Here is a 24,469-nt window from a genome sequence, read left to right as displayed (position 1 = left end):
AAAGACGGAGGGGTTCCCGCGCATCAGTAGCGCACTCTGAGGCCGGCGAAGGCGCCGCGGCCCACGGCGCTGTAGCCGGCGGCGGTGGGCAGGCGGGTGTCGAAGACATTTTCGACGCGGGCGTAGAGCGTGAAGCGTGCGTTCACCGGCAGGCTGGCGCGGAGCGTGGCGACCGCGCCGCCGGGAAGGCGGACGGTGTTGGCCGCGTTGTCGAAGCCGCTGCTGACGAGGCGCAGGTCCGCGCCGAGGGCGAGGCCCGCCAGCCGGGTTTCGAGGTCGCCGCTGAGGGTGAGCGCGTGGCGCGGGCGGCGGGCGAGATCATGGCCGGTGCCGAGGTCTCTGCTGCGGGTGTAGGTGTAGAGGCTGCGCACGGTGAAGGCACCCGCGGGCTTCAGCGTGAGTTCGGCCTCGAGGCCCTCGGCGCGGGCCTTGCCGACGTTGTCATACGTGCCGAAGGGGCGGCCCGCACAGATGCCGGTGGTCTGGCCGAAACAGGAGACGAAGGCGATCAGATTGCGGCTGTCGCGGCGGTAGACCGTGACGGCGGCGGTGACGGGGCCGCTGCTGTAGGCAAGGCCGGCATCATAGCTGCGGCTGCGTTCGGGGCGGAGCGCGGCGTTGCCGTAGTCCGAGAGGAGCTGGAACAGCGTGGGCGCCTTGAAACCCTCGCCGTAGCTGGCGCGCAGGCGCAGGCCATCGGCAAGGCGGGCGGTGCCGTTGGCGCCGAGCGTGGTGGCATGGCCGAATCGGCTGTGATCATCATAGCGCAGGCCTGCGGCGAGCGAGATGCCGGGCGTGTACCAGCCGAGCATGGCGTGGCCGCTGGTCTGGCGGGCGCGGCGCTCCGCATCGAAGGTGCCGGAGTAGCGGGTCCATTCGCTGTCTGCGCCGAAATCGAGCGCGAAATCGGCGGGGAGCCGGGCGCGGCCGGTGAGATCGGCGCGGTGGCTGCGGCCGCGATAGCCGTAACTGGGCGCGGTTCCGAGGGTGGGATCGTAATAGTCGCGCTTGGTATCGGACAGGGCGAAGCCGGTGTTCACCGTGACCAACGCGCCTTCATAGCGCAGGCCGGCGCGGCCGGAGAGCTGGCGGGTGGTCTGGTATTCGGGGGTATCCGCGAAGGTGTAGTTTGGCGCTGGGTAGCCGTCGATTTCGGTGCGGGTATCGGCGTAGCGGGCATTGGCGACCAGCGAGAGGCCGGGGAGGAGATCGAGCCGGGCCTTGCCGCCGAGGTGCCACTGGCGTGCGCCGTCGGGTTCGGTGCCCACGGCGGCGGCGCTGACGCCATCGGTTGTGGTGTAGCCGCCGGTGAGCGAGAGGGCGTAGCTTTGGCGCTTCACGCCTGCGGCGGCGTCTCCGGCGAAGGAGCCGCGGCTGCCGCCTTCGGCGCTGGCTTCGAGGCCATCGGGCTCGCGGGTCTGGATCGCGATGACGCCGCCGAGCGCCGCGCTGCCCCAGGTAACCGAGTTGGAGCCGCGCAGGACGTCGATCCGTTCGATGCCGCCGGTCGTCAGCGTACCGAAATCGAAGCCGGCGCCGGGGGCGGAGACGTCTTCGACGCGGACGCCGTCGATGAGGACGAGGACTTGTTCGCTATCGGAGCCGCGCAGGCGGACGCCGGTGAAGGCGCCTGGTCCCCCATTCCGACTAAGCGTGAGGCCGGGGACTTGCTCCAGCGCGCGGGTGATATCCGGGCCTTGCAGGCGCTCGAGATCGGCGGCGGTGAGGACGGTGATCGGCTGGCCGGTCTGGTCGATGCGGCGGGGGCTGCCGGTGGCGACGACGGTGATGCGTTCGGCAGGCGGCTTGGCGGTGGGAAAGACCGTCGAGAGATCTTCAGTCTGGGCGTATGCGGGGATCGAGACAGCGCAAAGGGCGGCAGCCGCAAAATACTGGCATTTCATGGTCTTTTCCTCCCGGCCCATGGACGTTGCCGTCCATGGCGGGAGAGTGCGCGGGGCCAATTGGCACGCACTGTCACGCATACGCCCGGTACACCCCGCCCGGCCGCGGAACGACCACACACCGGCAGGTTTCCTGGCTCGCCCGGGGTCGTGGCCCCCTGCCCGCCTTCCCAGCCCCTTGCGGGTCCAGTGGCATCGTGAACAGGGCGCTATCCGGGCACAGTTGCGGGGGCAGCTCCGGGTGCAAGTCTTTGAAGACTTGTCCGGATTCCCTCTTAGCCCGCTCTCGCAGGCACCGGTGGCGTCGCAGAGTTACCTAGCGGGACCTGCCCTTTGGGGCAAGCCCCCTCCGTCAGCCCTGCGGGCTACCACCTCCCCGAGACACGCTTGGCGAGACATGGGCGTTAACCCGATGGCAGGGGGGTGTGTCTTAGCGGGACGGGGCGAAATGGCGGGATGCAGGGCGCGCGGAAGGGCTCTAGCGCTGGCTTGCCGCCTAGTGAGTCTGCCCGAGTTATGCCGCTGATTATCGACTACCGGCCGGTGAAGCTGCCGCCCGAGGCGCTGACGCCTCGGCGGGCGGCGGTGCCTGCCGCCAAGGTGGTGGCCAAGGCTGAGCCGGTGGTGGCACCGCGGCCCACACCCAGCCCCTCGCGCAAGCAGGACGGGCGTTTCAAACGCTGGGCCGGTGTGCTGGGCGTGGCGGTGATCGGCTTTGCGCTGTGGCTGGCTGGGCCGGGGTGGCCCCTGTCTGACTGGAATTGGCCGGGCGTACCGGCGGCGCAGGCCCGCGATGGGCTCCAGCCGTTCGAGCGGCCGGGAGACAGCTTTCCGGGATCGGCGTTCTATTATCTGGCGAGCGACGATACGGGGATGCTGGCGCCCGATGCGGCGAGATCGGCGTGGGATGCGCAGCTGGCCGAGATCCATGGCGATGATGCGCCCCCGATCACCGGGGTGGGGCCAGCCGCGCGGCCGATCTTCGCGCGGGGCACGAGCCTTGACCAGTCCCGCGCGCTGCAGTGCCTGACAGCGGCGATCTATTACGAGGCGGCGAGCGAGCCCGATGCGGGGCAGCGCGCGGTGGCGCAGGTGGTGCTGAACCGCGTGGCGCATCCGGCGTGGCCCAAGACAGTGTGCGGCGTGGTCTATCAGGGATCGGAGCGCCTGGGCTGCCAGTTCAGCTTTGCCTGCGACGGATCGCTGGCGCGGCGGCCGGTGGCGGCGTTCTGGGACCGGGCGCGGCGCGTGGCGGCCGATGCGCTGGCAGGCCAGGTCTATGCGCCGGTAGGCCTTGCCACGCATTACCACACGAGCGCGGTGCACCCCTACTGGGCGGACAGCCTTGCTTTTATCGGCACGATCGGAGCGCACCGGTTCTATCGCTGGCAAGGCGCGGCGGGGCGGCCGGCGGCATTCAATGCGGTCTATGCAGGCGGCGAGCCGGTGGCGGCACCGCACCCGCGGACGTGGACCCCGGCGGCGGCCGACATGGCCGATCCGATCCAGCTGGAGAAGGCGTTCGAGGCGGGGCGGATCGAGGCGCTGAAGGCGGCGCAGGCATCACCGGGGGCGGCGGGACCGTGGGGCGCGCGTAATGCGGCCTCGTTCGGGCAGCAGCCCCTGGCAAGCTATGGTGACAAGCATCCGGCGGGGCCGCAGTTTGCGCCCGCAGTAGAGGCGCGCGGGGGCGATGCCGTCTACCGCGCCGGACAGCTGCCGGGCGGCTCCGCGGTCAACCCGGCCTACGAGAACGCGGGCAAATGGATTGCCCAGCCAGGCGGGTGAATTATATCCGGTTCGGGGGTAATCGTGGGGCGCAGCCCCCTGAGCGGCCCTTGATCGGCGCGATTGAACCCCGGTTTTTCATATAGTTGTAAGGGCCTAAGCAAGGTTAGTCAGGTCTTTACCCTGCGGACGAACGCACTGTTCACCCGGGCCTGCTATACACTGTGTATCGCGCCAACAGTGGAGAGCTTCCCATGCTGCACTTTGCCCCTCGCTTTGGGATGATCTCACCCTGTCTGAACTGGGGCAGGCTGCGCCTGCGTGCCATGCGCGTGGCGCGTCCGGCCAACGACAACGGTGCTGCCCTGCCCGGCCGCAAGACCGGTGCCAACGATACCGAGGCGCACGACGAGGCGGTGCTGGCGGCAGCGCTGCGCCTGTTTGCCGCGCACGGCCTTTCGGCGGCGCAACGCGCGGGCGAGGCGGCGGAAATCGCGGCGGCCGGCGGCGACAGCGCCGGCGCGGCCTGGTGGGTCGCGGTGTGCGCCATGCTCGATGGCCCCATGGCCAAGGCGCTGGAGCGCGCCTTCGCGGCGCGGGCGACATCGCAGCGCTGAGGCGCTTGCCCCCTATATTGCTATTGCGAACTGTTATCATAAAAACCCGCTGGTAGTGGGTTTTTGCGCCTTGCAATCACCCGGGCGCGGGCTTAGGTCGCTCGTATCCGCTTGGATTCCTTCCCGTCATGCGGGACGCGGGAGGCCCATATGGCGGCAAATCTCGGGCGGCCCCACCGGGCCGCGTGTCCCGCGTATCCGGGAAAGGATTGCAAAGGCATGGCTCGCAAGAAAATCGCGCTGATCGGCGCCGGCAACATCGGCGGTACGCTCGCGCACCTCGCGGCGCAGAAGGAACTGGGCGACATCGTGCTGTTCGACGTGGTCGAAGGCGTGCCGCAGGGCAAGGCGCTCGATCTTTCGCAGTGCGGCCCCATCGAAGGCTTTGACGCCAAGATCACCGGCAGCAACGACTATGCCGACATTGCCGGGGCCGACGTGATCATCGTGACCGCAGGCGTGGCGCGCAAGCCGGGCATGAGCCGCGACGACCTCCTCGGCATCAACCTCAAGGTGATGAAGGCCGTGGGCGAAGGCATCAAGAACAATGCCCCCGATGCCTTCGTGATCTGCATCACCAACCCGCTCGACGCGATGGTCTGGGCGCTGCGCGAGTTTTCGGGCCTGCCGCACAACAAGGTCGTCGGCATGGCGGGCGTGCTGGATTCGGCGCGCTTCAGCCACTTCATCGCCGATGAATTCAACGTCTCGGTCAAGGACGTGAACACGTTCGTGCTGGGTGGCCACGGCGATACCATGGTGCCGGTGACGCGCTATTCGACCGTGAACGGCATTCCCGTGCCCGACCTCGTCAAGATGGGCCTTTCGACGCAGGAGCGCATCGATGCGATCGTTCAGCGCACCCGCAGCGGCGGCGGCGAGATCGTGGCGCTGCTCAAGACCGGCTCGGCGTTCTATGCGCCCGCCACATCGGGCATCGCGATGGCCGAAGCCTATCTGGGCGACCAGAAGCGCATCCTGCCCTGCGCGGCCTATGTCGATGGCCAGTACGGCGTGGACGGGCTTTATGTCGGCGTGCCGGTGATGATCGGCGCGAACGGCGTGGAAAAGATCATCGAGATCGAACTGGACGACGCCGACAAGGCCGGCCTCAAGGTTTCGGTCGATGCGGTGAAGGAACTGCTGGTGGCGTGCAAGGGTATCGACCCCTCGCTCGCCTGATGGAGCTGCGGGGCGCGAAGACTTGCCCGCAGCAGGTTCGCGCCCCGTTCAGCTACGAAGTTCTACGTGGGCCCGGGAGTGCGCTCCCTTTGCAGGGCCACAGATAAACCCGCTGGTTGTGCGGGTTTGCGTGGTTAGCATTCCGGGCAGCGCAGGCGCCCGCAGGAAAATGACCGGTGCAAGGAACCTGCGCCGGATGGTCCGAAGCCCCACCCTTCCCGGGGCGAGAGGAGTGAGATATGGGTTACGAAGAGCGCGCGTTTGAAGTGGATCCGTTGCAGGAGGGTCCGCAGGCGGGGCCTTCATGGGCGTCCAGCCGCTGGCCGGTAACCGATCCCGCAGCGGGCGACGACCTCACCCGCGCGCTCGATCCGATGGCGCTGAAGCAGGAAATCGCCAAGGCGGCGAAGGCTGCCGGTGCACCGATGGACGAAGCCGCGCTGGAAGCGGCGGCGGGCGCCTCGATCCGCGCGATGCTGCTGGTGCGCACCTACCGCGTGCGCGGGCATCTGGCTGCGGACCTCGATCCGCTCGGCCTCGCCCGGCAGGAGCTGCCGGCGGACATTTCGCCCGAATATCATGGTTTCACCGGGCCCGACCTCGACAAGAAGGTCTTTCTGGGCGGCACGCTGGGGTTGCAGTGGGCCACCCCGCGCGAGATCGTGGGCGTGCTGCAGAAGAACTACTGCGGCAAAGTCGGCCTTGAATACATGCACATCTCGGACGTGGAGGAGCGCAAGTTCCTGCAGGACCGCATCGAGGGCGGCGACAAGAACATCGACTTCACCCCCAACGGCAAGAAGGCCATTCTGGCCGCCGTGGTGCGCGGCGAGCAGTACGAGAAGTTCCTCGGCAAGAAGTATGTCGGCACCAAGCGGTTCGGGCTGGATGGCGGCGAATCCATGATCCCGGCGCTGGAAGCTGTCATCAAGTATGGCGGCCAGCTGGGCGTGCGCGAGATCATCTACGGCATGGCGCACCGCGGCCGCCTCAACGTGCTGGCGAACGTGCTGGCCAAGCCCTACCGGGTGATCTTCCACGAATTTTCCGGTGGCAGCGCGAACCCCGAGGATGTCGGCGGTTCGGGCGACGTGAAGTATCACCTGGGCACCAGCACCGACCGCGAGTTCGACGGGATCAAGGTGCACATGAGCCTGCAGCCCAACCCTAGCCATCTGGAAACGGTGGACCCGGTGGTGCTGGGCAAGACCCGCGCGCAGCAGGCGTTCCGCGAGGACATCGGGCCCGGCAAGCACAAGCAGGTGCTGCCGATCCTGATCCACGGCGATGCGGCCTTTGCCGGGCAGGGCATCGTGTGGGAGTGCTTCGGCTTTTCGGGCGTGAAGGGCTACAACACCGGCGGGTGCATCCACTTCATCATCAACAACCAGATCGGCTTCACCACGAGCCCGCAGTTCTCGCGCGGCTCGCCCTATCCGTCCGACGTGGCCAAGGGCGTGCAGGCGCCGATCATCCACGTGAACGGCGATGATCCCGAAGCAGTGACGTTCGCGTGCAAGCTGGCGATCGACTACCGCCAGAAGTTCGGCCGCGACGTGGTGGTCGACATGTGGTGCTATCGCCGCTTCGGCCACAACGAGGGCGACGAGCCCAGCTTCACCCAGCCGCTGATGTATGCGCGGATCAAGCAGCACCCGCCGGTTTCGGAAATCTATGCGCGCCGGCTGGTCGACCAGGGCGTGATCGACAGGAACTGGAAGGGCGAGAACGAGGACCGCTTCACCGCGACGCTGGAGGCCGAGTTCGAGGCGGCCAAGAGCTACAAGGCGAACGAGGCGGACTGGTTCGGCGGGCGCTGGTCTGGCCTGAACAAGCCGGCCGACCCGGTGACCGCGCGGCGCAACGTGCCCACCGGCATCGATCAGAAGCGCTTCGATGCGCTGGGCCGGACGCTGACGACGGTGCCTGAGGACCTCACCATCCACAAGACGCTGGGCCGGGTGATCGACGCCAAGCGGCAGATGTTTGCGGAAGGCGAAGGCTTTGACTGGGCGACCGGCGAGGCGCTGGCGTTCGGCAGCCTGCTGACCGAGGGCTTCAACGTGCGGCTTTCGGGCCAGGATTCGGGCCGCGGCACGTTCAGCCAGCGCCATGCGGTGTGGGTCGACCAGACCAGCGAGCGCAAGTACGTGCCGCTGACCACCCTGCCCCACGGCAAGTTCGAGGTGCACGACAGCCCGCTCTCCGAATACGGCGTGCTGGGCTTCGAATATGGCTATGCCAGCGCGGACCCCAAGACACTGGTGCTGTGGGAAGCGCAGTTCGGTGATTTCGCCAACGGCGCGCAGATCGTGATCGACCAGTACATCGCCGCCTCCGAAGCCAAGTGGCTGCGCGCCAACGGCCTCGTGCTGCTGCTGCCGCATGGCTATGAAGGCCAGGGTCCGGAGCATTCCTCCGCGCGGCTGGAGCGCTATCTCCAGCTCTGCGCCGAGGACAATATCCAGGTCTGCAACGTGACCAGCCCGGCGAACTACTTCCACGTGCTGCGCCGGCAGATGCAGCGGCCCTTCCGCAAGCCGCTGATCATCATGACCCCCAAGAGCCTGCTGCGCCATCCGCTGGCGAAGTCCAAGGCTTCGGACTTCGTTGGTGAGGGGCACTTCATGCGCATCCTCTCCGACCTCAATCCGGCGCCGGACGCCGATACCCGGCGCGTGGTGCTGTGCAGCGGCAAGGTGGCGTACGACCTGATCGAGGCGCGCGATGCGGCGGGGATCAGCGATGTGCAGATCATCCGGCTCGAGCAGCTCTATCCGTTCCCGGGCGAGCCGCTGGCGCTCAGGCTTTCGCGCATGGCGAACCTCGAAGAGGTGGTGTGGTGCCAGGAAGAGCCGAAGAACAACGGCGCGTGGTTCTTCGTCGAGCCGCTGATCGAGGAAGCGCTGAAGGCCGCGGGCAGCAAGGTGAAGCGCGCGCGCTATGCCGGGCGCAGCGCGGCGGCTTCGCCCGCCACCGGGCTGGCCAAGCGCCACGCCGCAGAACAGGCGGCGCTGATCAGCAATGCGCTTTCGCTTTCCGTGCGCGGCGAGCTGCGCCGGACCAAGAAGAAGGCCTGAGCGGCCGCAATTTTCTCAGGAAGACAATAGCATGTCTATCGAAGTCAAAGTTCCGGTCCTCGGCGAGAGCGTCAGCGAAGCGACGGTGGGCCAGTGGCTGAAGCAGCCCGGCGAGGCCGTGGCGCTGGATGAACCCATCGCGAGCCTCGAGACCGACAAGGTGGCGGTGGAAGTGCCCTCGCCCGTGGCCGGGATCATGGGCGCGCATGTGGCCGCCGAGGGTGACACCGTGGCGGTGGGCGCGCTGCTGGGCCTGATCGAGACGAGCGGGGTGGCGAATGCGCCCGCCCCTGCCCCGGCGGCTGCGGCTGCTCCGGCGGCGGTTGCTGCCGATGATGCGGCGGCACTTTCGCCTGCCGTCCGGCGTGCGGTGCTGGAGCACGGGATCGACCCGGCGACGGTCAAGGGCACCGGCAAGGACGGGCGGCTGACCAAGGAAGACGTGCTGGCCGCGGCCGTTGCCAAGCAGGCCGCGCCCGCGCCGGTCGTGGCGGCGCCGGCCCCTGCCCCGGCTCCCGCGCCGGTTGTCAGCACCTCGGGTGAACGCCGCGAGGAGCGGGTCAAGATGACCCGGCTGCGCCAGACCATCGCCAAGCGGCTGAAGTCTGCGCAGGAAACCGCCGCGATGCTGACCACGTTCAACGACGTGGACATGAGCGCGGTGATGGAAGCGCGCGCCAAGTACAAGGACGTGTTCGAGAAGAAGCACGGCGTGAAGCTGGGCCTCATGAGCTTCTTCGCCAAGGCATCGGTGCTGGCGCTGAAGGACATTCCTTCGGTCAATGCGCAGCTGCAGGGCGACGAGATTGTCTACTTCGATTACGTCGATATCTCGGTGGCGGTTTCGGCGCCCAACGGCCTTGTCGTGCCGGTGGTGCGCGATGTCGACAAGATGAGCTTTGCCGGGATCGAGAAGGCCATCGCCGATTACGGCAAGAAGGCGCGCGACGGCACGCTGACCATGGCCGACATGGCGGGCGGCACGTTCACGATCTCCAACGGCGGCGTGTTCGGCGGGCTGATGTCCACCCCGATCATCAATCCGCCGCAGTCGGCGGTGCTGGGGCTGCACCGCATTGAAGATCGCCCGGTCGTCCGCGACGGGCAGATCGTGGTGCGGCCGATGATGTATATCGCGCTGAGCTATGACCACCGGATCATCGACGGACGCGAGGCGGTGACGGCTTTGAAGACGATCAAGGAAGCGATAGAAGACCCGACGCGTCTGCTGATCGATATGTGATTTTAACCCGGATCGGGGGCATCCCATGGGTATGTATTGGTCGGCAAGGCTGGTGGACGAGAAGGCGTTGGTCCATCTCTTGCAGCATCCGGAGCAGGTCTACGACTTCTTCCATGCCGACCAGTTCGACGGATGTGACCCGGCATGGTTGGATGACTACAAGACCTATCCGATCGTTGACATGGGGCAGGAATGGCATGCCCTTCACTATGTGCTGACGGGCAGTGCCGATACGACGGGATCGGCTCTCGATTTTATCCTGGGTTCATTCAGCGCTGTTGGCGAAGATCTGGGCTATGGTCCCGCACATGTCGTGCCGCCTAGAGCCTTGAGCGCATTCTCGGAGGCACTATCCGCGGTTGGTCCTGATCAGATCGCTGCAAACTTTGCATCGGAAGGCTTTGGGGCAAGCGAAGTGTATCTGGGAAGAGCATTGGCGAGCGAAGGCCATGTGGCACTTGACCAGCTGAACCTGCAAATCACGAAGCTGGCAGAATTTGTTTCGACAGGGGCCGCACGACAATGCGGCGCGATCACTCTAATTACATGAGCTAGAAACATGGCTGAATACCATTACGACGTGCTTGTCATCGGTGCCGGCCCGGGCGGTTATGTCGCGGCGATCCGCGCGGCGCAGCTGGGGCTGAAGGTGGCTTGCGCCGAGGGGCGCGAGACCTTGGGCGGCACGTGCCTCAATGTCGGGTGCATTCCTTCCAAGGCCTTGCTGCATGGTTCGGAGAAGTTCGCCGAGGCGGTGGACGGCACGTTTGCGAGCTATGGCATCAAGACCGGGCCGGTGACGCTCGATCTGGCGGCGATGCAGCAGCAGAAGCTGGATTCGGTGAAGCAGCTGACGGGCGGGATCGAGTTCCTGTTCAAGAAGAACAAGGTGACCTGGCTCAAGGGCTATGCCGCATTCGAGGATGCGCACACGGTGAGCGTGGGCGGCGCGAAGGTGACGGCGAAGGACGTGGTGATCGCCACGGGTTCGAGCGTGACGCCGCTGCCGGGGGTGACCGTCGACAACGACGCGGGCGTGGTGGTCGATTCCACCGGCGCGCTGGCCTTGGACCGCGTGCCCGAACACATGGTGGTGATCGGCGGCGGGGTGATCGGGCTGGAGCTCGGGTCGGTCTGGCGGCGGCTGGGTGCGAAGGTGACGGTGGTGGAATTCCTCGACCAGTTGCTGCCCGGCATGGACGGCGACGTGCGCAAGGAAGCCGCCAAGATCTTCAAGAAGCAGGGCATGGAACTGCGGCTCTCCACCAAGGTGACCGGCGTTGCCGTGAAGGGCAAGACCGCGACGCTTACGCTGGAGCCTTCGGCGGGCGGCGCGGCGGAAACGCTGAGCGCAGACTGCGTGCTGGTCGCCATCGGGCGGCGGCCGAATGTCGATGGGCTGGGGCTCGAGAAGATCGGCCTTGAGCTCAACAAGCGCGGGCAGATCGAGACGGGGCATGATTTCCGCACGAGCGTGCCGGGCGTCTGGGCCATCGGCGACGTGATCCCGGGGCCGATGCTGGCACACAAGGCCGAGGACGAAGGCGTGGCCGTCGCGGAGTTCATCGCCGGGCACACGGGCATCGTGAACCATGCAGTGATTCCGGGCGTGGTCTATACCTTCCCCGAATTTGCGGGCGTGGGCCTGACCGAGGAAGCGGCGCGCGAGAAGGGCGAGGTCAAGGTCTCCAAGTTCCCGATGCTGGCGAACAGCCGCGCCAAGACCAACCACGAGCCCGACGGCTTTGTGAAGGTGATCGCGGACGCCAAGACCGAGCGCGTGCTCGGCGTGTGGTGCATTGCCTCGGTGGCGGGTTCGATGATTGCCGAGGCCGCGCTGGCGCTGGAGTTCGGCGCGACGGCGGAGGACATCGCCTATACCTGCCACGCGCACCCGACCCATGCCGAAGCGCTGAAGGAAGCGGCGATGGGGATTGGCGGCAAGCCGATTCATATCTGAGGGATTGCCCCCTCCGACCCGCTTCGCGGGCCACCTCCCCATTTGCGCTTCGCGAAAACGGGGAGGACCTAGGCGCGGCGGCGGACTTCGACTTCGAGGAACTGGGGCGCGCTGCTGCTGACCATGCGGGCGGCGGCGGCAAGCGCGTAGGGGCTGGCGCGGTAGCGGGTGACGAGGCCGCCGGCGCCGTCGCTGACGAGCGGGGTTTCGAACTCGACGCCGATGGTCGCGTCTTCCGAGCGCGAGACGGTGACGACGGCAAGCTGGCCCGCGCCGAGATCGAGCACGAGGCTGGTGCCCACAGGCACGCCGACAAGCCCTTCGATCCGCGCGCCGGTCGCCGAGAGATTGCGCAGCAGCGCCTCGTAGCGGTGATCTTCGTGGATCACACCGATGCGGCGGTAGACCGAGCGCCGCTCCGGGCGGTGACGCTGTGGGCCTTCGGGCGGGATGCGCAGCTGCCCACCCGCCATGCGTTCGAGCACGACCGTCTGTTCGAGCGGGGGCGAGTAGAGGAAGCCCTGGATGAAACGCGCGCCCTTGGCGCAGACGACATCGCGCTGATCGAACGCCTCGACGCCTTCGACGGTGGTTTCCATGCCCAGCGCATCGGCAAGGCCGATGATCGCGGCGATGATCTTGGCGCTGTTCTGATCGCTCAATGTGCAGCTGTCGACGAAGCTGCGATCGACCTTGAGCTTGTCGAACGGGGCGGCGCGCAAATAGCTCAAGGAGGAATAGCCCGTGCCGAAATCATCGAGCGCAAGGCGGACGCCGAGTGATTTCAGCGCCTTGAAGGCGGCGTCGGTCACTTCGCCATCGCCCATGAACACGGATTCGGTGAGTTCAAGTTCGAGCCGTTCGGGATCGAGCCCGGTGGCATCGAGCATATCGGCGACGATGCCCGGGAAATCGGGGTGGGCGAACTGCACCGCCGAGACATTGACCGCGATGCGCAAGGGGTGCGGCCAGGCCGTGGCATCGCGCGCCGCCTGACGGAGAGCCCAGGCGCCGAGCTGGAGGATCATGCCGGTATCTTCAGCGACGGGGATGAACACCGAAGGCGGGATGTTCCCCCGCGTGGGATGTTCCCAGCGCATGAGCGCCTCGAACCCGACGACGGTGTGATCATCGGTGCGCACGACGGGCTGGTAGACCATGGCGAGCTGGGGCTCGTCCCAACTGTCCGGCCCGCTATCGACCGAGGCAATCGCCTCGCGCAGCGCCTCTTCCAGCAGGCGGCGCTCTTCCTTCTCGTCCTTGAGGTCGGAGGAGTAGAAGCGGAACTGGCCGCGCCCGCCGTGCTTGGCAGCATAGAGCGCAAGATCCGCGGCGCGGACGATATCCTCGCGCTCGGCGCCATCGAACGGGGCAATGGCCATGCCGATCGAGACGCCGATGACAACGTGGTTGTCGTCGATCATGTAGGGCTGCGACACGACGCCGATGATCTTGTCGGCCAGTTCGCCGAGCTTGCCGCGGTCTTCCTGATCGGCAAGCAGGATCTGGAATTCGTCGCCGCCGAGGCGGCCGATCTCGCCCGCCGAGCCGACGACGCGGGTGAGGCGCTGGGCGACCTGGCGCAGCAGCTCGTCGCCCGCCGGGTGGCCGAGCGTATCGTTGACCTGCTTGAACCGGTCGAGATCGAGCATCATCAGCGTGGCGGGGCGCATGGTGCCCTTGAACGCGGCGAGCACCTGATCGAACCGGCGGGTGATGCGGTGGCGATTGGCAAGGCCGGTGAGCGAATCGAATTCGGCGAGGCGCGAGTCCTCGATCCGGCGTTCGTATTCGGCGGTAATGTCGCGCGCGCTGCCGCGATAGCCGTGGAACGCGACCCCTGTTTCCTGTTTGGCACTGCCTGGCTTGGCCGCATCGATCTTGGGCTGGCCGGAAAGCGCCCACCAGCCCGTGCGTGAGCCGGGGGCACAGCGATCGGGTATGAGGCGGACGGTGACATCGGCGATCCGCGCGTGCGCGCCGAGCAGGAACTGCAGCGGCCGATCAGACCGTTCGCCGGGGTTTTCGGGATCGGTTTCGAACAGGCTGGTGAAGGGCAGGCCGACCAGCGCCTCGGCATCAAGGCCGAAGCGTTCGCAGGCCGCGGGGGAGATGTAGGTCAGCCGGCCGGCGGCATCGGTGGCCCAGAACCAGCCTGCATGGCCCCGCTCGATATCCTCGAAAACCGCCAGCCGGTGCTGGGCCCGGTGCGCCGCATCATCGCCGGGAGGCGACGATTGCGGCGGCCGGGGGCCGTGCCAGGTCTTGAGCAAGTTTTTCACCGGAAGCGGAGTGCCTGTTGGAGTAAAACGCCGTTTCGGTCCTAACCTAGCCGCATGTTGGTTACTTTCGGCCTAAGCCTGGTGTTAAGGGAGCCCCATGCCCGTACTTGCCCTGAACCTGCCCGCCGCGCCGCATCTGCCGGCCACGGAGGTCTTTGCGCTGATCGCCGCGCTCGATCCGGTGGGGATCGCGGTCACCGCGCTGAGCGGGGCCCTGCTGGCGGCCCGGATGCGGCAGACGTTCGTGACGATGGCCTTCTTCGCAGTGTTAACGGGAGTGGGCGGCGGCACGGTGCGCGACCTGCTGATCGGGGCACCGGTGTTCTGGGTGCACAATGCCTGGACCGCGCCGGTGTGCCTGGTGGTGGCGCTGACGGTGTGGTTCAGCCCGGCGCGGTGGTGGCAGGGCGAGAGCACGCGGGTGATCGAATGGGCCGATGCGGCGGGGCTTGGCGCCTATGCCGTGCTGGGCACGGCCAAGGCGCTGGCGCTGGGCGTGGCGCCGGTGCCTGCGGCGATGATGGGCGTGATCACCGGCTGCGTGGGCGGGGTGATCCGCGACGTGGTCGCCGGTAGGCCCTCGATCATCATGCGGCCCGAGCTTTATGTGACACCGGCCGCGCTGGCCTCGGCGATCTGCGCGGGCGGGACCGTGGCGGGTCTTTCCAATATGGCCGTGTGGTCCGTAGCGGCGCTGGCCGGCTTCGGGCTACGCGGAGCAGCCATCCATTGGCAGCTGGGGCTGCCGGCCTATGGACATGTGAAGGACGGGGACAGATGAACGTGCGCAAGGTTCTGTTGGCGGGCGCGCTGCTGATCGCAGCGGGCGCGAGTGGGGCAGCGGAGCAGGCGAGCCCCTATGGCCGGTGGCGCACGCCCGAGCGCGGCGGGCTGATCGAGGTGAGCCAGTGCGACGGCGGGCTTTGCGGCAAGGTCCTGGGCGGCAGCGGCGGCGGCACGGCGGAGGACAGACTGGACCGCAACAACAAGAACCCGGCACTGCGCGGGCGGCCGCTGATCGGCATGTACATTTTCCGCGGCCTCAAGCCTTCGGGCGGAAGCTGGAAGGGTTCGATCTACAACCCCAACGACGGCGGGACCTATGCGGCGACGGTTTCGCTGAAATCGCCGAGCGAGCTGGTGGTGAAGGGCTGCGTGGTCTGGCCGCTGTGCAAGACGCAGGTCTGGGCGCGGGTGCGTTAAGGAGGTTTACCCCTCCGTCAGCCCTCTCGGGCTGCTACCTCCCCATTTGTGCGTACCGCAAAAATGGGGAGGTCGAAGGCTCACGCCATCGTGACGACGACTTTGCCGACGGCCTTGCGGTCCGCCAGCATGGCGATGGCTTCGCCGCCGCGTTCGAGCGGCAGGCGGGCGCTGACGCGGGGGTTGATCTTGCCGGCCTTGAGGAGCTCGAACAGTTCGGCGACATGCGCGGCGTTCTTCTGCGGCTCACGCGCGGTAAAGGCGCCCCAGAACACGCCGCAGACGTCGCAGGACTTAAGCAGCGTAAGGTTCAAAGGCAGGCGCGCGATGCCGGCGGGGAAGCCGACGACGAGGAAGCGGCCTTCCCACGCGATGGCGCGCAACGCGGGTTCGGAATAATCGCCGCCGACGATATCGTAGACGATGTCCGCGCCATTGGGGCCGCAGGCGGCCTTGAACGCTTCGGCAAGCGCCTTGCTCTGGTCCTTGTCGAACGGCGGGCGGCCGTAGATCACGACATCGTCCGCACCGGCCTCGCGCGCGGCGGCGGCCTTTTCCTCGCTCGAGACGGCGGCGATGACGCGGTTGCCATAGGCCTTGCCGAGTTCGATGGCGGAAATGCCGACACCGCCGGCGGCGCCGAGGACGAGCATGGTCTCACCCGCCTTGATCCGGCCGCGATCCTTGAGGCCGTGGATCGTGGTGCCGTAAGTCATCAGCAAGGACGCACCGGTTTCGAACGACACGCCTTCGGGCAGCGGGAACATGCGGCCCTGATCCAGCACGACCTTTTCCGCGAGGCCGCCATTGCCGCACATGCCGATGACGCGGTCGCCCGCCTGCCACTGCGTGACGCCCTCGCCCACACTTTCGACCACGCCCGAAATCTCGCCACCGGGCGCATAGGGGCGCTGCGGCTTGAACTGGTACATGTCGCGGATCATCAAGGTATCAGGGAAGTTGATCGCGCAGGCCTTGACCGCGACGACAACCTGGCCGGGGCCGGCGACAGGCGCGTCGATCTCGTCGAGGGTCAGGGTTTCAGGGCCGCCGACGGCGTGGGTGCGAAGGGCCTTCATCGATCTCTCCAGTGCATGTGTTTGCACCGTTGAGCCACGTTTTGGCGGCCTTGGGAAGCCCTATTTAAGCGGGTGGTTAAGCCGGGTGGACGAGGAAGGGCCGCTCGGCGCTGGCCTTGGCTTCGTAGGCGCTGATCGCATCCCCGCGCGCCATGGTGAGGCCAACCTCGTCGAGGCCGTTCAGCAGGCAGTGCTTGCGGAAGGCGTCGATCTCGAACTGGAAGCGGTCCTGGAACGGCGTCGTCACGGTTTGGGCTTCGAGGTCGATGTGCACCGGCTCGGTTGCAGCGACGTCCATCAGGCGGTCGATGGCTTCCTGCGGCAGGACCACGGTGACGATGCCGTTCTTGAAGGCGTTGCCCGAGAAGATATCCGAAAACGACGGCGCGATGACGGCCTTGATGCCAAGATCGAGCAGCGCCCAGGCCGCGTGTTCGCGGCTGGAGCCGCAGCCGAAGTTGTCGCCCGCGATGAGGATCGGCGAGCCCTTGAACTCCGCGCTGTCGAAGATGTTGTCGGGATCCTTGCGCAGCGCCTCGAACGCGCCGCGGCCGAGGCCTTCGCGGCTGATCGTCTTGAGCCAGGCAGCGGGGATGATCACGTCGGTATCGACGTTCTTGCGGCCGAACGGGATGGCGCGGCCATCGATGATGCTGACGGGTTCCATGGCGCGGGCCTTAGCCGGTAGGGCGGGCCGGATGCAAGGCCCGCCGCGCCGCCGTCAATCGGTGTCGATGGGCTCGACGGGGGGCTTGGGAGCCGCCTTTTCCGCGCGTTCCTTGCGACGCGAGGAATAGAGCAGCGCGGCGGCCAGTGCTGCCGAGCCGATCGCGGCGCCGGCAATGGCGGCAGGGCCGGTCCAGCTGTTGCTGCTTTCCTTATCGGTTTTCTTGGTCACGCGTGTGCTCCTTGATCCCGCCTCCTATCGAAGTGGCGTTGGCGCGCCGCGATTGCAAGCAGGCGAAGGGGGCTATCCGCAAGTCTGTGCGGACAAGCCTTCCCCCCTCCCGCAGGACGGGAGGGGGGCGCAGCGGGTCAGAGCCCGTCGACGGCCTTGCTGACCATCACGTTCACCGCAACGCGGCGGTTCTGTGCGCGGCCTTCGGGCGTCGCGTTGTCGGCCAGCGGGTTGGCTGTGGCCATGCCGCTGGGGGTGAGCATCCGGTAGGGCTTCCAGCCGCAGGCCTGCTGGAGATAGTTGACGACGCGCGTGGCGCGCTGATCGCTGAGACGCTGGTTGAGATCTTCGCTGCCGCGGTTGTCGGCATAGCCGACGACCAGCATGACCGCATTCTTGATGCCCTGCGCCTGTGTGGCGAGGGCGCAGAGATCGGCCTTGCCCTGCGGCGTGAGCTCGGTCTTGCCCGAAGCGAAGCTCACGTTGGTGGTGCTCTTGATATTGAACTCGTCGATATCGGCAAAGCGGCTGCGCAGCGCCTCGGTCATCGTGCGGACTTCGGCGGTCGCGGCGGACTGCTCCTCGAAGCCCTGCCTCGTGCCGGTGCGGATCATGTTGGCGATCTTGAGATCCTTGTCCTTGAACTGGATATCGGCCGCCATGAGCGCATCGCCCGACTGCAGTGTGTGGATCGTGACCGGCAGGCCATTGAGCAGCGCATTGGACGCGAGCTGCTGGCGGCTCATGCCGAACAGGCCCTTGCTCGAGCGGATCCTCGTGTAGTCGTTGATGTTGACGATGGTCTTGGTGCCATCATCGGCGGTCACTTCCATGCGGTCCGCGCTGCGGCGCGAGATCACGCCCTTGATATCGGGGCCCTTGGGCAGGGTGGCGGCGGCGGTGCCGGGGGTGAGCGTGGTGTGCAGTTCGGCTGCGGGCTGGGCCTGCTGCTGATCGACCGGAGGAAGCTCCTGGGCATGTGTGGCGGCAAGCACCGGCGACGCGGCGGCAAGCGCAGCGGCAAGAGCGAACACGCCGTGGCGCGGAGACGGGACGGACATTGGCAACCTCCTTTTTTATCAAGCAGCGGCGGCGGGTAGACAGGTGGGGCCGCGCGGCCGCTGCGCTAACGCCTTCCCATCACCGCGAACAGCCTTTCGCGCCGATGAACGACGCAAAGGCGACCGGTCGTTCTGCGGCTACGCCGTGCGGTGGTTGCGACAGAGCGCCTTGGCGGGAAACCAAGTGACTATGCTTATGGGGCTTTGGACGGGCGGAAGCCCCTTGCGATCAGACGAGTTCGCGCACGTCGGTCAGCCGGCCTGTCACCGCCGCGGCCGCCGCCATCGCCGGGCTGACGAGGTGGGTGCGCGCGCCGGGGCCCTGACGGCCGACGAAGTTGCGGTTCGAGGTGCTGGCGCAGCGCTCGCCCGCCGGCACCTTGTCCGGGTTCATGCCAAGGCAGGCCGAGCAGCCGGGTTCGCGCCATTCGAGGCCGGCTTCGCGGAACACCTTGTCGAGGCCTTCCTCTTCGGCCTGACGCTTCACGAGGCCCGAGCCGGGGACGACGATGGCCCAGGTGACGTTCGGCGCCTTCTTGCGGCCCTTCAGCACGGCGGCAGCGGCGCGCAGATCCTCGATGCGGCTGTTGGTGCAGCTGCCGATGAACACGTTCTGGATCTCGACCGAGGTGAGCGGCTGGCCGGGTTCGAGCCCCATGTAATCGAGGCTGGCGCGCGCGGCGGCCTGCTTGGAAGGGTCGGCGAAGCTCTCGGGCGCGGGAACGACGCCGGTGATCGGCAGCACGTCTTCGGGGCTGGTGCCCCAGGTGACGCTGGGGGCGATATCAGCCGCGTTGATGACGACGGTCTTGTCGTACTTCGCGCCGGCATCGGTGGCGAGGCTGCGCCACCACGCGACGGCCTTGTCCCACTCCTCGCCCTTCGGCGCATAGGGGCGGCCCTTGAGGTAGGCGAAGGTCTTGTCGTCCGGCGCGATGAGGCCGGCGCGGGCGCCGTGCTCGATCGCCATGTTGGAGACGGTGAGGCGGCCTTCGATCGAGAGATCGCGGATAACCTGGCCGGTATATTCGATCACATGGCCGGTGCCGCCCGCCGCGCCGAGCACGCCGGTGATGTGGAGGACGACGTCCTTGGCGGTGACGCCGGGCAGCAGCGTGCCTTCGACGCGGACTTCCATCGTCTTCGAACGCTTCAGGAGAAGGGTTTGCGTGGCGAGGACATGCTCGACCTCGCTCGTGCCGATACCGAAGGCGAGCGCGCCGAGGCCGCCGTGGCAGGCGGTGTGGCTATCGCCGCAGACGATGGTGGCGCCGGGGAGCGAGAAGCCCTGTTCCGGCCCGACGACGTGGACGATGCCCTGTTCCGCATCGGCATCGCCGATATAGCGAATGCCGAAGGCGGGTGCGTTGGCTTCCAAGGCTTCGAGCTGGGCCGCGCTTTCGCGGTCGGCGATGGGGACGCGCGCGCCCTTGGCATCGCGGCGGATCGTGGTGGGCAGATTGTGATCCGGCACCGCAAGGGTGAGATCGGGGCGGCGCACCTTGCGGCCGGCCAGACGCAGCGCCTCGAATGCCTGCGGGCTCGTCACTTCATGGACAAGGTGGCGGTCGATATAGACGAGGCTGGTGCCATCGTCGCGATCCTCGACGACGTGGGCGGCCCAGATCTTTTCGTAAAGCGTGCGCGGTGCGGAGGTGCTGGTCATGCCGCGCCGGTTAAGCCCGCGCGGGCCGCATATCAAGCGCCAATGGCGGATCTGAGGGGCAGGTAGGCGGCGTGCCCCCTGCCCCCCAAGTCCACCCGGCGGCGATCAGAGAAGATCCAGGCCGGTGTGGAACGGTTCGGAGACGGCGTAGTGGACCGGCGTGTGGTCGATCTCGGGCTCCGGCGCGGCAGCGTGCCATTCGACGCCGCGTTCGTAGGGAAGCGGATCGCCATGGCGGCCCGGACCATCGAGAACGCCGGTAGAGGAGGCGTAGATAACCGGATCGGACGGATCGAGCGTGTAGATCACGTCGGTCGGGATATCGGTGCCGCTATCGGTTGCGGTGCCGCCCGTCGACGAATCGGAGCCGGCGTCCTCGGCCTTGTAGACCGGGTGATCGAGCCAGAAGATGATGCCGCCATAAGGGTTTGCATCGGTGGCGGTGCCGTCCGTCGTGGTGGTGCCGTCGGTAGCGGTGCCGTCCGTGGCGGTGCCGTCCGTGTGGGCGGGATCGACAACCGGAACGACCAGACCGCCGAAAGTCTCCGCATCGGCGGGGACATCGGTGCCAGCGCCATCGGTGGGAGTGCCATCCGTATGGGCAGGATCAACGACCGGATCAGCCGTGGCGCCGAAGGTCTCCGCATCGGCAGGAACATCGGTGGCGGCACCATCGGCGGGAGTGCCATCCGTGTGGGCAGGGTCGACGACCGGATCCGCCGTGGCGCCGAAGGTCTGCGCATCGGCGGGGACATCGGTACCAGCGCCATCGGTGGGAGTGCCATCCGTGTGGGCAGGGTCAACGACCGGATCGGCCGGAGCTCCGAAGGTCTGCGCATCGGCCGGGACATCGGTGGGAAGCGGCTCGGCAATCGCGATCGGGCCCAACTCGACGGATGCCAATTCAAAGGGGGCGATTTCGATGGGATCGATCGCGATCACCACATTGTCCGCCGGCACCTGTTCAATTTGTACGGCCACGTCATTTCCCCCGAGACTCATTGCGCTCTCCGCTGCAAGTATTTCTTAACCATATTCATGACAGCTTTAATTCGATTCGGCTGTATTATCCGGATCGGACCTAATTACTATCACCGGAAGCACTTATTCATTGGCCGCCTGAACGCCTTGTGAACGATCCGTTCAGGAACCCGGCCCGATGGTGCCAGCGCTCTCGCATGGGCGGCGCGATTGGGCTAAGACGCAAGACATGATCCAGTTTCTCATCGTGTTCGCCACTGTCTGGGCGATGGAATTCATTGCCTGGTCGAGCCACAAGTACGTGATGCACGGCTTCGGCTGGGCCTGGCACCGCGACCATCACGAACCACACGACGGCTTCCTCGAGCGCAACGACCTCTACGCCGTGGTCGGCGCGGCGATGTCGATCAGCGGGTTCATGATCGGCAGCCCGCTGATCGCGGGGGTCTATGCCTGGTGGCCGGCGACGTGGATCGGCGTGGGCGTGCTGATCTACGGGATCATCTATACGCTGATCCATGATGGTCTCGTCCACCAGCGCTGGTTCAAGTATGTGCCGCGCAAGGGCTACTTCAAGCGGGTGGTGCAGGCACACAAGCTGCACCATGCGACCATCGGCAAGGAAGGCGGGGTGAGCTTCGGCTTCATCATCGCGCTCGATCCGGCCAAGCTGAAGCAGAAGCTGAAGGCGCAGCGCGAGGCAGGGATCGCGGTGATCCGCGACGCGGTGGACTGAGGCGCTTCTCTTATCGCGTCATTGCAAGCATAGCGAAACAACGACGAAGGCCGGAGTTCGGCCCGCCGCTATTCGTTCCGCGTCCAGATCCAGCTGCCGGAGAGGGCCATCACGGTGAGCGGGATCAGCACCCATGGCCAGCCGGCGGTGAAGCCGGTAACCGCGACCGAGACGCCCATCGCGATCAGCGCGGCCCATTTGGCGCGGCGGGGGATCGCGCGGCGCTGGCGCCAATCGCGCAGCAGCGGGCCATAGGTCGGGTGATCGAGCAGGCGCTGCTCCCATGCCGGATTGCCGCGCGCGAAGCAGAACAGCGCGAGGAGCAGGAAGGGCACGGTGGGCAGGAGCGGCAGGAGCGCGCCCACCGCGCCCAGACCGACGAAGAACAGGCCGGCCGCCGTCCAGAGCCGGCGTTTCATGCTAGCCCGCGATCCGGGCGGCGTGTTCGCGTACGAGGGCGATCATGTTGGGGACGCCTTGCGTGCGGTTCGACGAGAGCTGGTTCTTGAGATCGAAAGGCGCGAGCAGCGCGGCGATATCGGTTTGGGCGACGTCCTGCGCGGGCTGGTCCTGCACCGCGGCGAGAACGAGCGCGACGATGCCCTTGGTGATCGCGGCGTTGCTATCGGCGAGGAAATGCAGGGCATCTCCGTTTCCGGCGACGGGATAGACCCAGACGCTGGCCGAGCAGCCGCGCACGAGCGTGGCGTCTGTCTTGAGCGCCTCGGGCATGGGTTCCAGCTTGCGGCCGAGATCGATCAGCAGGCGGTAGCGTTCGTCCGCGTCGAGGAATTCATATTCTTCAAGGATGTCGTCGAGCTGGCTCATGGGGCGCGGACATAGCGGATTGGGTGCGGTGGGCAAGCGGGCTGGAGGGCTAAAAAGAACCCCTCCGACCCGCCTGCGGCGGGCCACCTCCCCATTTGCACTTCGTGAAAATGGAGAGGACAGAAAAACGTGGCGTCTCCTTCCCTCTCCATTTTTGCGGCACACACAAATGGGGAGGTGGCAGCCCGCAGGGCTGACGGAGGGGTTCTTTCAGAGATCGACGCCCGCCGCGATGGCTTCGAGCTTGCGCAGGCGTTCCTTGATATCGCTGAGATCAATCAGGCCGAGCACGTGGTTGCCGGCATCGGCGGAGCGCACCGCTTCGGCGCGCTTCAGATCGAGCCAGCCGTTCCACGCGGTGAGCGCGGTGCGGGCGAGGATCGCGATGGCCACCAGCGCGGCGACGGCGAGAACGGTTGCGGTTGTGAAAGGCATGGCAGGTTCCTTTCGAGCGGGATCAATGTTCGCGCAGGGCTTCGATATCCTGCGCGAGGCGGCTGGCATCGCGGCCATCGGTGAGGATGCGTTCGAGCACTTCGACGCGCTTCCTCAGTTCGACGACCTCGCGTTCGAGCGCGGGGTTGGCTTGGCGGGCCTGCATGGCCTCGCGCAGTTCGCTCACCGGGTGGCCGAGGCCGGCCTCGTAGCGGGCGCTGCGCATTCTGGCCCAGGTGAGGATCGCGACGATCGCGACAATGGCGCTCCAGAAGCTCATGGATCAGTCCTTGGATCTTGGGGTTCGGTGGGCGGGTTCAGTTGGCGGAGGCGGTGCGCAGGTCTTCGATCTCGTGCGCCAGCGCGGCGGCCTGCTGGCCCTCGCGATCGGTGGCGATGCGTTCGAGGACGCGGACCCGTTGCTCCAGCTTCTGCGCCTGCGCGGCGAAGTGGGCGGCCTGTTCGGCGCTTTCCCGGGCGGCGAGTTCGAGCTTGCGCTCCTTGTGGGCCAGCGTGCGCTTGTAGATTTCGGCGCAGACGTTGAAGATGGTGACGAGACCGATCATCAGCGCGGCAAAGGCAATGGCATCGGCGGCGTTCATTGCTTGGTGCTCCTTGCAGCGTCCGTTGCGCGCCCGGGTTCCCTGAGCGCCTCGATCTGGCTGGCGACGTCGTAGCTCTTGTCGGTGACGATCGCTTCGAGAACGCGGACCCGCTCCTCGAGCGCAGCCGCGCGGGCGGCGGCCTGGGCGTTGGTTTCGGAAAGCGAGCTGGCGCGGATTTCCTCGATCTTGCGCTGGTGCTGGGTCCAGATCGCGATGATCGGGATCGACAGCGCGAGGATCGGGATCAGCAGGGCGAGTGTTCCATTGTCCATCGGTAGTCCCCCCGGAATGGCGCTTAGCGCAGCTTCTCGATTTCAGCCGAGAGGCGCGGATTGCCCGAGACGTAGAACTGCTCGACCTCGGCAAGGCGGCGGTCGATATCGCGGAAGGTGCTGCGCACTTCCCGCGCCGTGCGGGCCGGCGACTGGCGCACGCCCTGCCAGAACTTCTGCTCTTCGCGGTCTGCGTAGAGGCGGGCCGGCTTCTTTTCAGCGAGGAAGCCGAGCGCGAAGTAGATCAGGAACGGCCAGCCCATCGAGAAGGCGAGGACGAGGAAGCCGATGCGGACCCACAGGACGTCGATCCCGGTGTAATCGGCAATCCCGGAGCAGACCCCCATGAACTTGCCATTGACCTTGTCGCGGTAGAAGCGGGTGTGCTGGGGCTGGTTGCTCATTGGGAAGTCCCCCTCTGCTGCGCGACCAGACGGTCCAGTTCGCGCAATTTCTGGTTGTCGCTCTCAAGGTCGGGGCTGATCCGACCGGGGCGGAATTCGGGATTGTCGGCAGCGACGATGCGTTCGACGGTGTCCATGCGTTCATCGAGCCGGCGGGCGAGCTGGTAGAGCTCCTCGAGCAGCGCCTCGTCACCCGAGGTGAGCGTGGCGGCTGTCTTCCACCGGGTGATGTAGTGGAGCACGATCCAGGGCAGGCCGACGAAGATGGCGAAGAGCGCGCCGAGCGGAATGACGATGTCCTCCAT

26 protein-coding genes and 1 riboswitch are annotated in these 24,469 nt (G+C 66.8%); of the genes, 10 read left to right on the top strand and 16 right to left on the bottom strand.

Translation table 11 applies throughout. The features are described 5' to 3' along the window. Positions 1–23: 23 nt before the first annotated feature. Complete coding sequence (locus AQZ52_RS15750; protein ID WP_067913132.1) at positions 24–1,904, bottom strand: TonB-dependent receptor plug domain-containing protein; 1,881 nt, start codon at positions 1,902–1,904, stop codon at positions 24–26. Positions 1,905–2,011: 107 nt separating this feature from the next. After that, positions 2,012–2,219: riboswitch (cobalamin riboswitch) on the bottom strand. A gap of 201 nt (positions 2,220–2,420) precedes the next feature. Here AQZ52_RS15750 and AQZ52_RS15745 point away from each other — a divergent pair. The 7 genes from AQZ52_RS15745 to lpdA all read left to right on the top strand — a co-directional run bounded on the left by AQZ52_RS15745 (position 2,421) and on the right by lpdA (position 11,714). After that, positions 2,421–3,692 (top strand): cell wall hydrolase, encoded by a 1,272-nt coding sequence (locus AQZ52_RS15745; RefSeq protein ID WP_082698135.1) that lies wholly within the window; start codon positions 2,421–2,423, stop codon positions 3,690–3,692. Positions 3,693–3,886: 194 nt separating this feature from the next. Continuing rightward, a complete protein-coding gene (locus tag AQZ52_RS15740) occupies positions 3,887–4,249 on the top strand; it encodes a hypothetical protein (RefSeq protein WP_067913129.1) in 363 nt (120 codons plus the stop codon). Between the two features lie 219 nt (positions 4,250–4,468). After that, entirely contained in the window at positions 4,469–5,431 is a 963-nt protein-coding gene (gene mdh / locus AQZ52_RS15735; RefSeq protein WP_067913127.1) for a malate dehydrogenase, read from the top strand. Positions 5,432–5,670: 239 nt separating this feature from the next. Next, positions 5,671–8,511, top strand: a complete 2,841-nt coding sequence (locus AQZ52_RS15730) for a 2-oxoglutarate dehydrogenase E1 component (protein ID WP_067913124.1) — start codon at positions 5,671–5,673, stop codon at positions 8,509–8,511. 31 nt (positions 8,512–8,542) lie between these two features. Further along, the gene (gene odhB / locus AQZ52_RS15725; RefSeq protein WP_067913121.1) at positions 8,543–9,754 is read left to right on the top strand and encodes a 2-oxoglutarate dehydrogenase complex dihydrolipoyllysine-residue succinyltransferase; all 1,212 of its coding nucleotides are present in this window, start codon (positions 8,543–8,545) and stop codon (positions 9,752–9,754) included. A gap of 25 nt (positions 9,755–9,779) precedes the next feature. Further along, positions 9,780–10,304, top strand: a complete 525-nt coding sequence (locus AQZ52_RS15720; RefSeq protein ID WP_082698133.1) for a DUF1877 family protein — start codon at positions 9,780–9,782, stop codon at positions 10,302–10,304. Positions 10,305–10,313: 9 nt separating this feature from the next. Continuing rightward, positions 10,314–11,714 (top strand): dihydrolipoyl dehydrogenase, encoded by a 1,401-nt coding sequence (lpdA, locus tag AQZ52_RS15715; protein ID WP_067913115.1) that lies wholly within the window; start codon positions 10,314–10,316, stop codon positions 11,712–11,714. Between the two features lie 68 nt (positions 11,715–11,782). Here lpdA and AQZ52_RS15710 read toward each other — a convergent pair whose 3' ends face one another. After that, positions 11,783–13,996, bottom strand: coding sequence for a putative bifunctional diguanylate cyclase/phosphodiesterase (locus tag AQZ52_RS15710; protein WP_082698131.1), 2,214 nt, complete (start codon positions 13,994–13,996; stop codon positions 11,783–11,785). Between the two features lie 97 nt (positions 13,997–14,093). On the opposite strand from AQZ52_RS15710, the gene AQZ52_RS15705 reads away from it, so the two are divergent. Continuing rightward, complete coding sequence (locus AQZ52_RS15705; RefSeq protein WP_082698129.1) at positions 14,094–14,777, top strand: trimeric intracellular cation channel family protein; 684 nt, start codon at positions 14,094–14,096, stop codon at positions 14,775–14,777. Next, entirely contained in the window at positions 14,774–15,199 is a 426-nt protein-coding gene (locus AQZ52_RS15700) for a DUF2147 domain-containing protein (protein WP_067913109.1), read from the top strand. The genes AQZ52_RS15705 and AQZ52_RS15700 overlap by 4 nt, the downstream gene beginning before the upstream one ends. Before the next feature lie 80 nt (positions 15,200–15,279). Here AQZ52_RS15700 and AQZ52_RS15695 read toward each other — a convergent pair whose 3' ends face one another. The 6 genes from AQZ52_RS15695 to AQZ52_RS15675 all read right to left on the bottom strand — a co-directional run bounded on the left by AQZ52_RS15695 (position 15,280) and on the right by AQZ52_RS15675 (position 20,884). Beyond that, a complete protein-coding gene (locus AQZ52_RS15695; RefSeq protein WP_067913106.1) occupies positions 15,280–16,278 on the bottom strand; it encodes an NADPH:quinone oxidoreductase family protein in 999 nt (332 codons plus the stop codon). 76 nt (positions 16,279–16,354) lie between these two features. Further along, positions 16,355–16,945, bottom strand: coding sequence for a 3-isopropylmalate dehydratase small subunit (gene leuD / locus AQZ52_RS15690; RefSeq protein WP_067913104.1), 591 nt, complete (start codon positions 16,943–16,945; stop codon positions 16,355–16,357). 54 nt (positions 16,946–16,999) lie between these two features. Continuing rightward, positions 17,000–17,176 (bottom strand): hypothetical protein, encoded by a 177-nt coding sequence (locus AQZ52_RS18785; RefSeq protein WP_169793759.1) that lies wholly within the window; start codon positions 17,174–17,176, stop codon positions 17,000–17,002. Between the two features lie 137 nt (positions 17,177–17,313). Further along, entirely contained in the window at positions 17,314–18,237 is a 924-nt protein-coding gene (locus tag AQZ52_RS15685) for an OmpA family protein (protein WP_067913102.1), read from the bottom strand. 229 nt (positions 18,238–18,466) lie between these two features. Further along, positions 18,467–19,903, bottom strand: coding sequence for a 3-isopropylmalate dehydratase large subunit (gene leuC / locus AQZ52_RS15680; RefSeq protein WP_067913100.1), 1,437 nt, complete (start codon positions 19,901–19,903; stop codon positions 18,467–18,469). 105 nt (positions 19,904–20,008) lie between these two features. Continuing rightward, a complete protein-coding gene (locus tag AQZ52_RS15675) occupies positions 20,009–20,884 on the bottom strand; it encodes a hypothetical protein (RefSeq protein ID WP_156424989.1) in 876 nt (291 codons plus the stop codon). 229 nt (positions 20,885–21,113) lie between these two features. Here AQZ52_RS15675 and AQZ52_RS15670 point away from each other — a divergent pair, with 229 nt between their 5' ends. Next, positions 21,114–21,620 (top strand): sterol desaturase family protein, encoded by a 507-nt coding sequence (locus AQZ52_RS15670; protein ID WP_067913092.1) that lies wholly within the window; start codon positions 21,114–21,116, stop codon positions 21,618–21,620. Between the two features lie 68 nt (positions 21,621–21,688). Here the strand turns inward: AQZ52_RS15670 and AQZ52_RS15665 are convergent, their stop codons facing one another. The 8 genes from AQZ52_RS15665 to pspB form a co-directional block, all read right to left on the bottom strand. Next, on the bottom strand, positions 21,689–22,039 hold the full coding sequence (locus AQZ52_RS15665) for a YbaN family protein (protein ID WP_067913090.1): 351 nt from the start codon (positions 22,037–22,039) through the stop codon (positions 21,689–21,691). 1 nt (position 22,040) lies between these two features. Then, entirely contained in the window at positions 22,041–22,448 is a 408-nt protein-coding gene (locus AQZ52_RS15660) for a SufE family protein (protein ID WP_067913087.1), read from the bottom strand. Positions 22,449–22,658: 210 nt separating this feature from the next. After that, the gene (locus AQZ52_RS15655) at positions 22,659–22,883 is read right to left on the bottom strand and encodes a hypothetical protein (protein WP_156424988.1); all 225 of its coding nucleotides are present in this window, start codon (positions 22,881–22,883) and stop codon (positions 22,659–22,661) included. A gap of 22 nt (positions 22,884–22,905) precedes the next feature. Beyond that, complete coding sequence (locus AQZ52_RS15650) at positions 22,906–23,163, bottom strand: hypothetical protein (RefSeq protein ID WP_067913084.1); 258 nt, start codon at positions 23,161–23,163, stop codon at positions 22,906–22,908. Between the two features lie 37 nt (positions 23,164–23,200). Next, a complete protein-coding gene (locus AQZ52_RS15645) occupies positions 23,201–23,485 on the bottom strand; it encodes a hypothetical protein (protein ID WP_067913081.1) in 285 nt (94 codons plus the stop codon). Next, on the bottom strand, positions 23,482–23,760 hold the full coding sequence (locus tag AQZ52_RS15640; RefSeq protein ID WP_067913078.1) for a hypothetical protein: 279 nt from the start codon (positions 23,758–23,760) through the stop codon (positions 23,482–23,484). Before AQZ52_RS15640 ends, AQZ52_RS15645 begins: the two co-directional genes overlap by 4 nt. Positions 23,761–23,783: 23 nt before the next feature. Then, on the bottom strand, positions 23,784–24,164 hold the full coding sequence (gene pspC / locus AQZ52_RS15635; protein WP_067913075.1) for an envelope stress response membrane protein PspC: 381 nt from the start codon (positions 24,162–24,164) through the stop codon (positions 23,784–23,786). Continuing rightward, positions 24,161–24,469, bottom strand: a complete 309-nt coding sequence (pspB, locus tag AQZ52_RS15630; protein WP_067913072.1) for an envelope stress response membrane protein PspB — start codon at positions 24,467–24,469, stop codon at positions 24,161–24,163. Before pspB ends, pspC begins: the two co-directional genes overlap by 4 nt.

Source organism: Novosphingobium fuchskuhlense (genome assembly GCF_001519075.1).
Classification (GTDB): Bacteria; Pseudomonadota; Alphaproteobacteria; order Sphingomonadales; family Sphingomonadaceae; genus Novosphingobium; species Novosphingobium fuchskuhlense.
Note: the sequence above shows the minus strand (reverse complement) of the source record. Positions and strands in the feature narration are given on the sequence as shown.

Excerpts from the sequence above, each read along its gene's own strand:
- AQZ52_RS15695 (WP_067913106.1), bottom strand. The coding sequence starts at position 16,278 with ATGAAGGCCCTTCGCACCCACGCCGTCGGCGGCCCTGAAACCCTGACC.
- AQZ52_RS15720 (WP_082698133.1), top strand. The coding sequence starts at position 9,780 with ATGGGTATGTATTGGTCGGCAAGGCTGGTGGACGAGAAGGCGTTGGTC.
- AQZ52_RS15745 (WP_082698135.1), top strand. The coding sequence starts at position 2,421 with ATGCCGCTGATTATCGACTACCGGCCGGTGAAGCTGCCGCCCGAGGCG.
- leuD (WP_067913104.1), bottom strand. The coding sequence starts at position 16,945 with ATGGAACCCGTCAGCATCATCGATGGCCGCGCCATCCCGTTCGGCCGC.
- AQZ52_RS15750 (WP_067913132.1), bottom strand. The coding sequence starts at position 1,904 with ATGAAATGCCAGTATTTTGCGGCTGCCGCCCTTTGCGCTGTCTCGATC.
- AQZ52_RS15730 (WP_067913124.1), top strand. The coding sequence starts at position 5,671 with ATGGGTTACGAAGAGCGCGCGTTTGAAGTGGATCCGTTGCAGGAGGGT.
- AQZ52_RS15665 (WP_067913090.1), bottom strand. The coding sequence starts at position 22,039 with ATGAAACGCCGGCTCTGGACGGCGGCCGGCCTGTTCTTCGTCGGTCTG.
- lpdA (WP_067913115.1), top strand. The coding sequence starts at position 10,314 with ATGGCTGAATACCATTACGACGTGCTTGTCATCGGTGCCGGCCCGGGC.
- AQZ52_RS15640 (WP_067913078.1), bottom strand. The coding sequence starts at position 23,760 with ATGGACAATGGAACACTCGCCCTGCTGATCCCGATCCTCGCGCTGTCG.
- odhB (WP_067913121.1), top strand. The coding sequence starts at position 8,543 with ATGTCTATCGAAGTCAAAGTTCCGGTCCTCGGCGAGAGCGTCAGCGAA.
- mdh (WP_067913127.1), top strand. The coding sequence starts at position 4,469 with ATGGCTCGCAAGAAAATCGCGCTGATCGGCGCCGGCAACATCGGCGGT.
- leuC (WP_067913100.1), bottom strand. The coding sequence starts at position 19,903 with ATGACCAGCACCTCCGCACCGCGCACGCTTTACGAAAAGATCTGGGCC.
- pspC (WP_067913075.1), bottom strand. The coding sequence starts at position 24,164 with ATGAGCAACCAGCCCCAGCACACCCGCTTCTACCGCGACAAGGTCAAT.
- AQZ52_RS15685 (WP_067913102.1), bottom strand. The coding sequence starts at position 18,237 with ATGTCCGTCCCGTCTCCGCGCCACGGCGTGTTCGCTCTTGCCGCTGCG.
- pspB (WP_067913072.1), bottom strand. The coding sequence starts at position 24,469 with ATGGAGGACATCGTCATTCCGCTCGGCGCGCTCTTCGCCATCTTCGTC.
- AQZ52_RS15645 (WP_067913081.1), bottom strand. The coding sequence starts at position 23,485 with ATGAACGCCGCCGATGCCATTGCCTTTGCCGCGCTGATGATCGGTCTC.
- AQZ52_RS15705 (WP_082698129.1), top strand. The coding sequence starts at position 14,094 with ATGCCCGTACTTGCCCTGAACCTGCCCGCCGCGCCGCATCTGCCGGCC.
- AQZ52_RS15740 (WP_067913129.1), top strand. The coding sequence starts at position 3,887 with ATGCTGCACTTTGCCCCTCGCTTTGGGATGATCTCACCCTGTCTGAAC.
- AQZ52_RS15655 (WP_156424988.1), bottom strand. The coding sequence starts at position 22,883 with ATGCCTTTCACAACCGCAACCGTTCTCGCCGTCGCCGCGCTGGTGGCC.
- AQZ52_RS15660 (WP_067913087.1), bottom strand. The coding sequence starts at position 22,448 with ATGAGCCAGCTCGACGACATCCTTGAAGAATATGAATTCCTCGACGCG.
- AQZ52_RS15700 (WP_067913109.1), top strand. The coding sequence starts at position 14,774 with ATGAACGTGCGCAAGGTTCTGTTGGCGGGCGCGCTGCTGATCGCAGCG.
- AQZ52_RS15650 (WP_067913084.1), bottom strand. The coding sequence starts at position 23,163 with ATGAGCTTCTGGAGCGCCATTGTCGCGATCGTCGCGATCCTCACCTGG.
- AQZ52_RS15670 (WP_067913092.1), top strand. The coding sequence starts at position 21,114 with ATGATCCAGTTTCTCATCGTGTTCGCCACTGTCTGGGCGATGGAATTC.